This is a genomic window from Mycobacterium sp. TH-M25 (assembly GCF_057473665.1).
In genome coordinates this window covers 1-6,523 of sequence record NZ_JBYCLA010000035.1, presented here as the reverse complement: position 1 = coordinate 6,523, position 6,523 = coordinate 1, and the positions used below count along the sequence as shown (strand labels likewise).

Here is a 6,523-nt window from a genome sequence, read left to right as displayed (position 1 = left end):
CGTCACCCGCGGTGGGGGAGTCAGTGTGCACCGTACCGACTGCACCAATGCAAGGTCTTTGCAGGATCAGTCCGAGCGCATCATCGAGGTGCGCTGGGCGCCGTCACCATCGTCGGTGTTCCTGGTGGCGATTCAAGTCGAAGCGCTCGACCGGCACCGCCTGCTCTCGGATGTGACCCGTGTGCTGGCCGACGAGCGGGTGAACATCTTGTCGGCCTCGGTCACCACTTCAGCGGGGGACCGAGTTGCCATCAGCCGCTTCACTTTTGAGATGGGCGACCCCAAACACCTGGGCCATCTGCTGGACGTGGTCCGCAATGTCGAAGGCGTTTACGACGTTTACCGGGTGACGTCAGCGGCGTGACGGTGACGGCCGCCGGGCGACTGGACTTCGCCGCCGCGCGGCGCACGCCATGCTGGACAGGTCAGTCCCGACGCGCGGAGGTGATGGTGACCTCCTTGGCGGGCTTGCCGTCGTCGCCGCCGCCGGCGACACCGCCTGCGGCGATCTTGTCTATCACCGCGAGTCCGGACTGGCTGACCGTGCCGAAAATCGTGTACGTGGGCGGCAGCAGCGAGTCGCGGTAGACCATAAAGAACTGGCTGCCGTTGGTGCCGGGTCCGGCGTTCGCCATGGCCAGTGTGCCCCGGGGGTATACGACGGGTATCTGGAGCGCCGGTTCGCCGGGTGGGTACTGAATGGTCGGGTATTCGTTGGCGAACTCATAGCCCGGGCCGCCGGTGCCGTCGCCCTTGGGATCGCCGCACTGCAGCACCGACAGCGCGCGGGCCGTGGTCAGCCGGTGGCATTCGGTGTTGTCGAAATAGGCCTGCTGTGCGAGGCTCACGAAACTGCTTACTGTGCAGGGTGATTCGTTGTTGGCTAGTTGTAGGCCGATCCGGCCCCGGTCGGTGACGATGGTCAACCCGATCTGGGCGGGATCGGTGGGGGCCTTGCCGTTGGGTGGTGGGGCGGCCTGCTTGCCGGCCGGCCCGGCGGTCCGCGGGTACTGGCAGTTGGCTCCCACGGCGGGCCCGGGGAAGAACGGCGGTAACTTCGGGCCGGTAATCGGCGCGGCCGGCGGCAACGTGGACGGTGCTACCGACACGGCGCTGCTCGACGTCGTGGCGGCTGTCTTGTCGGCGTTGTGGTGGGTGCACGACGTCAGTGTCACGGCGACGGCGGCGATACCGGAAACGGCGATGATGCGGGGCAGTTTCATCGTCATCAGTCCAGTTGCACCGACTTGATGGTGACCTCGGTGGCCGGCGGTCCGTCCTGACCGTCGCCGGCGATGCCGCCCTTGGCGATCTTGTCCAGGGTGGCCAGGCCGTCCTGCTGGATCTTGCCGAAAATCGTGTAGGCGGGCGGCAATGGCGTGTCCTTGTACACCAGGAAGAATTGGCTTCCGTTGGTGTTCGGTCCGCTGTTGGCCATCGCCAGCGTGCCCCGCGGGTAGATCACCGGCTCCTGGGCGGCTGGGTCGCCCGGCTTGTACTCATCGACCGGATATTCGTCAGCGAACTCGTAGCCCGGTCCACCGGTGCCGTCGGCGCTCGGGTCACCGCACTGCAGAATCGACGAGGTCAGCCGGTGACACTTGGTGCCGTCGAAGAATTTCTGCTGCGCCAGACTCGCGAAACTGTTTACGGTGCAGGGTGATTCGTTGTTTGCGAGTAGCAGTCCGATAGGTCCCTGGTTGGTGACCATGCTGACGCTGACCTGCGCCGGATCGGTGGGCACCTTGCCCGTCCGGGGTGGTTTGGCCGGGTTGGCCGGCTGCCTGGGCGAGGGCGGGTACTGGCAGTTGGCGCCAAGGTCGGCGTTCGGCGTGAAAGCCGGCAACGGCGCACCCGTTGGGCTGGGAGCGGAGCCGGTCGAGGTGCCTGAGCTGGAAGAAGAGGTGCCTGAGCTGGCCGATGCCTTCTTGTCGTCGTGACGGGTGAATACGACGGTCGCCACGATCGCCACCACCGCGACTACCGCCGCGATCGATCCTCCGACGATGGCCAGAGCTCGACGACGACGGGCCTGCTGGGCGCGGCGCTCGAGTTGCCGCTCCAATTTGCGCTTGGCTGACGCTCGTCGCTGTTCGTTGCTCGGCACCGCCGGTCCCTCCATGATCGCGGGCTGGGTCTTGTCGAGTGTGCCAGTTCATCCTCGATGAGGGTGGCGCGACCCGTCGCCGATCACCTGGATGGGAAACTGTGAGACGTGTTCATCACGGGATTCCCGGCCGGGTTGCTGCAGTGCAACTGCTACGTGCTCGCACCGCACCTTGGAGCCGACGCCATCGTCATCGACCCAGGCCAGCGCGCGATGGGCCAGCTGCGTCACATTCTTCACAAGAATCGGCTGACGCCGGCGGCGGTGCTGCTCACGCACGGCCACATCGACCACATCTGGTCGGCGCAGAAGGTGTCCGACACCTTCGGCTGCCCCACCTACATCCATCCCGAAGACCGCTTCATGCTGACCGACCCGATCAAGGATCTCGGGCCGAAGATCGGCCAACTGCTTCTCGCCGCCATCTTTCGGGAGCCCAAGCAGGTCATCGAACTGGACCGCGACGGTGACAAGATCGAACTGGCCGGTATCAGCGTCACCGTCGACCACACGCCCGGCCACACTCGTGGATCGGTGGTGTTCCGGGTCGGCGGAGACAAGGATCTGGTGTTCACCGGCGACACCCTGTTCCAGCGATCAGTGGGCCGCACCGACTTGTTCGGCGGCAGCGGCCGCGACTTGCTGCGTTCGATCGTCGACAAACTCCTGGTGCTCGACGACAAGACCGTGGTGTTTCCCGGGCACGGCAACTCCACCACCATCGGTGACGAGCGGCGGTTCAACCCCTTCATCGAGGGGCTGAGCCGGTGACCGAGTTTTTTGCGCCAAAGGGCGTGCCGGACTACGTCCCGCCGGAGTCGGCTCGGTTCGTCGCGGTCCGTTCGGCGCTGCTGGGCGCGGCGCGACTGGCCGGATACAGCGATATCGAGTTGCCGATCTTCGAGGACACCGCGTTGTTCGCCCGGGGGGTGGGGGAGTCCACCGACGTGGTGTCCAAGGAGATGTACACCTTCGCAGACCGGGGAGACCGCTCGGTGACGTTGCGGCCGGAAGGCACCGCCGGGGTGGTGCGCGCGGTGATCGAGCACGGCCTGGACCGCGGCGCGCTGCCGGTCAAGCTGTGTTATGCGGGCCCGTTTTTCCGCTACGAGCGCCCGCAGGCGGGCCGTTACCGGCAGTTGCAGCAGGTCGGTGTGGAGGCCATCGGCGTCGACGACCCCGCCCTGGATGCCGAGGTGATCGCCGTCGCTGACGCGGGCTTCCGCGCGCTGGGCCTCGGCGGGTTCCGCCTGGAGATCACCTCACTGGGCGACGACACCTGCCGCCCGCAGTACCGGGAATTGTTGCAGGACTTCTTGTCACGGCTCGATCTGGATGAAGAAACCCGGCGACGCGCACAACTCAACCCGTTGCGGGTGCTCGACGACAAACGCCCCGAGGTCAAGGCGATGACCGCTGACGCTCCGGTGCTGCTCGACCACCTCTCCGATGCGGCCAAGCAGCACTTCGAGACCGTGCTGGCATACCTGGAGGGGTTGGGGGTGCCGTACGTGATCAACCCCCGGATGGTGCGCGGGCTCGACTATTACACCAAGACCACCTTCGAATTCGTGCACGACGGATTGGGCGCCCAGTCCGGGATCGGCGGTGGTGGTCGCTACGACGGGCTGATGCGCCAACTCGGCGGGGCCGACCTGTCCGGCATCGGGTTCGGCCTCGGCGTCGACCGGGCGCTGTTGGCTCTGCGCGCCGAAGGACTCGACATCGGACCCAGCGCACGCTGCGACGTGTTCGGCGCGCCGCTGGGCGGGCGGGCCAAGCTGCGACTGGCGGAACTGGCCGGTCAACTGCGTGCGGCGGGTGTCAGGGTCGATCTTGCCTACGGCGACCGCGGCCTCAAGGGGGCGATGCGGGCGGCCGACCGGTCCGGTGCCCGGGTGGCGCTGGTGGCCGGCGACCGCGACATCGACGCCGGAACGATTGGTATCAAAGATCTGCGGACGGGCAAGCAGGTCGACACGGCGACTGATTCGGTTGTCGGCGAAGTACTTTCGCTGCTAGCGCGGGACGAGGCTGGTGAACTGTGTGCCGGTGGGGAAATGTTCAGTCGCCGCGAGGCCGAGTGAGCGTGAACTGCTCGACCACGCTGATGGCCCCGTAGGGGCCGTTGACCGCGTAATGGGTGGCCTTGATCGAGGTGTTGCCGCCCGGCCTTCCCGGGTCGACGTCGAAAGCGACGAAACCACAGGGGTTTTGGCTGTCGCGGAACGCCGACCACGGCGCTTCCTCGACCACGTAAACCGGAGTTCTGCGACCGATCCCGTCGCGTGAGTCGCCCAGGCCGGTCACCACTCGGCATCTCGGTTGCGGGAAGAACAGTCCGTTCGACGGCGCGGCGGTTCCGCCGCCGCCGATGACCAGGTGCACGGTACCTCTCGTCGTGTCGATCGTGTCGCCGTGGTCTTGCACCGGGATCGGGGTTCGGGTCTCGGTGTCCTGCGCTCCGCGAATCGGGTGGGAGCGTTCGTAATGATGCTCGTGGCCGCACACCACCAGATCGACGTGATAGCGGTCGAACAATGGCAACCAATCTTGGCGGACGCCCAGGTCGGCGCCGTTGGTGTGATCGGCGGTGGACACCGCGGTCTGGTGCATGCACACGATCACCCAGTCCACCCGCTTGTCGGCCCGTGCGTTGGCGAGTTCGTTTTCGAGCCAACGCTTTTGAGCGCCACCGGAATAGCCGCGGACGTAGCTGTTGCCACCATCCTGGTAGCAGACGTCGTCGTTGCTGAGGCTGATTATCTGCACCGAGCCGGCCTTGAACGAGTACCACAGGCCCCGCAATTCGGGGTCCGCTGTGGTGTCGGGCAGGTCAAAATAGGTCTGATACGCGGCGTAACCGATTGGGCCGTTGCCGATTTCATTCTCGTGGTTGCCCGCGGCCGGCATCCACGGCCGATAACGGGCGGAACGGCTGTTGTTGTCGAACCAGTCCGACCAGGTGCGGATGCGATCGTTGGACAGGTTGGCATAACACAGGTCGCCGTTGACCAGGTTGAACAATGGGCCGACCCGCTCGATCGCGGTGGTGATGTCCCCGGCTGCCGGCGACCCCAAGTTGTCGCTGCGATAGCCGGTCGTCGTCTGCCTGCCCAGTGTCGGGGTGGCCTGATCGCCAAAGCTGGTGAAACGCAATGGACTCCGTCCCGACGGAGCGGTGCGCACGGTACCCAGCTCTGGGTCGGTGCCGTCGTGTAGCGCGGCGTACACATAGTCGGTGTCGGGCGTGAGGTTTGCGAGTCTTGCGTGGTGTACCCGGACTTCGGTGCGCGATTTGGCGTCGCGATAGGTACGGGTTTCGGCCGGCACGGTGCGGCCGAAACCCCCGGTAGACGTGCCCGCCATGACGCGCGGGTTGCTGACCGGCTCGGTGGTGTGCCACGACACGACGACTTCGCTGGAGGCGTCCCTGCCGAATTGCAGATGCAGGCCGCCCACCGGTTGGGTTCCGCTGCGGCTGGGCCGGCTCCACAGACTGGGCCCAGGCCGGGGCGACCCGACAAGCGCGACGGCAGCGGCGCCCAGTCCCGCCCCGACGAGCGTTGTGGTAGCGCCGGTCGCCAGTAGCGTTCGACGGCTGATGCCCGGCGCCGGCTTGGTGTCCTCGTCCGACGGTGACTCTTCGACCATGCCTCTTTCTTACCTGCTGCGGCGTCGAGGGCCGCCGGAGGTCAACCTGGGAGTACGCACGCCCCCGCATGCCGGCCCGATCGCGGCGCCGAAGGCATTGGCGAAAGCCGACAACACCGCTCTGCTTAAGCATTCTCTCAGCTTTGTGATCGGTGCGAGATTCCGGTTATGCGGTCTATTTTGCGATCCCCATTAAGGGTGCGATGGGTTAGAAATCATCGACGTCCGCTGAATGGCCGACGCGACTTCTCACGCGGGTGCCCGGCGCTGGTTGTCGGCCCTGTCGTTGACCGACGCGAGAAGTGACCGGGATCCGCCGCGACGGCCGCCGGCGTCGTCGCACCACGTCGCACACACGTGCTTGTCGCAGCTCAATCGCTGATCGGCGTCGAGCCTGGCGTACCGGACACGCTCGCGAAAATTTGCCGCCGGCCTGCCAACGGCCAATGTCCAGCGGGTGCCGCGAGTGGTCTGGTATTGATGCGCGCCGGTCGTCGCCGAGAACGTCACGTAGCGGCGGCTTTACGAATTCCCGACCGCGCAATCTCTCTTTGGTATTTCTCAGCACGGGATGCGCATCTGTGATTTAAGATTACCGAGCTGTCAGGCATCAAACATACGCTCTTAGCGGTGATCGAGTTGCATTGACTCGACGGCTGGGGCGAGAGGTCTGACTCTTGGCTTAAGGAGGATCGGTGTCGTTCGTAACTACGCAACCGGAAGAGCTGTCCGGTGCTTCTGCGAGTCTCGCCGGGATCGGTG

General features: G+C 65.8%; 5 protein-coding genes and 1 pseudogene. 3 read left to right on the top strand and 3 right to left on the bottom strand.

All coding sequences use genetic code 11. The features are described from left to right. Positions 1 to 364 (top strand): ACT domain-containing protein (locus AC2VOU_RS01420; RefSeq protein ID WP_486955745.1); only part of this gene is annotated, 364 nt, incomplete at its 5' end. A gap of 61 nt (positions 365 to 425) precedes the next feature. Here AC2VOU_RS01420 and AC2VOU_RS01415 read toward each other — a convergent pair. Both AC2VOU_RS01415 and AC2VOU_RS01410 read right to left on the bottom strand, forming a co-directional pair. After that, the gene (locus tag AC2VOU_RS01415) at positions 426 to 1,229 is read right to left on the bottom strand and encodes a peptidylprolyl isomerase (RefSeq protein ID WP_486955744.1); all 804 of its coding nucleotides are present in this window, start codon (positions 1,227 to 1,229) and stop codon (positions 426 to 428) included. After that, complete coding sequence (locus AC2VOU_RS01410; protein WP_486955746.1) at positions 1,229 to 2,107, bottom strand: peptidylprolyl isomerase; 879 nt, start codon at positions 2,105 to 2,107, stop codon at positions 1,229 to 1,231. The genes AC2VOU_RS01415 and AC2VOU_RS01410 overlap by 1 nt, the downstream gene beginning before the upstream one ends. 108 nt (positions 2,108 to 2,215) lie before the next feature. On the opposite strand from AC2VOU_RS01410, the gene AC2VOU_RS01405 reads away from it, so the two are divergent. Beyond that, positions 2,216 to 2,878 carry an MBL fold metallo-hydrolase gene (locus AC2VOU_RS01405; RefSeq protein ID WP_486955743.1) on the top strand — a complete coding sequence of 221 codons (663 nt, stop codon included), beginning with the start codon at positions 2,216 to 2,218 and terminating at the stop codon, positions 2,876 to 2,878. Continuing rightward, positions 2,875 to 4,131, top strand: a pseudogene (gene hisS / locus AC2VOU_RS01400) (histidine--tRNA ligase); the annotation flags it as partial. The gene AC2VOU_RS01405 and the pseudogene hisS, both read left to right, overlap by 4 nt. 40 nt (positions 4,132 to 4,171) lie before the next feature. Here the strand turns inward: hisS and AC2VOU_RS01395 are convergent. After that, positions 4,172 to 5,761: a purple acid phosphatase family protein gene (locus AC2VOU_RS01395; RefSeq protein ID WP_486955742.1), complete on the bottom strand. Its 1,590-nt coding sequence runs from the start codon at positions 5,759 to 5,761 to the stop codon at positions 4,172 to 4,174. Positions 5,762 to 6,523: the final 762 nt, after the last annotated feature.